Origin of the sequence: Lacticaseibacillus manihotivorans DSM 13343 = JCM 12514 (genome assembly GCF_001435035.1) — a bacterium.
Lineage (GTDB): Bacteria > Bacillota > Bacilli > Lactobacillales > Lactobacillaceae > Lacticaseibacillus > Lacticaseibacillus manihotivorans.
The window spans coordinates 1-391 of the sequence record NZ_AZEU01000123.1; the positions used below are offsets into that span (position 1 = coordinate 1).

Consider the following 391-nt stretch of genomic DNA (forward strand, 5'->3'; position numbering starts at 1 on the left):
AATCCAAATCTGGGGGTTTTCTTATGGTCAAGTTTGATTTAGATCTTCGTATAAATGCCGTCGCGGCGTATCTCAACGGTTTGGGTTCCACTACGGTTGCCAGACAGTTTCATATCGCAATGCCAGAAACGGTTCTTCTCTGGGTTCACCGCTTTGAGCGCTTTGGTGTTCTTGGGTTGCAAAGCCGTGTTATTCATTCTGAATATACTAGAGAGTTCAAGCTCCGCGTATTACACTGGATGAAACAACACCAAGCTTCTTACCCAGAAACCGCCCTACACTTTGATCTTTCGTCACCTAGTACTGTTTGGCAATGGGTTAAGGCATACGAGCGCAATGGCGCTCAAGGCTTGGTCTCCAAGAGAAAGAAGGCTATTCCTGTGACCAAGCA

The 391-nt window shown here is 46.5% G+C and carries 1 protein-coding gene; it reads left to right on the plus strand.

What is annotated here, in order from left to right; translation table 11 throughout:
- Positions 1 to 23 precede the first annotated feature (23 nt).
- The coding region (locus FD01_RS06615) for a helix-turn-helix domain-containing protein (protein ID WP_156647281.1) at positions 24 to 391 on the plus strand (368 nt) is incomplete at its 3' end.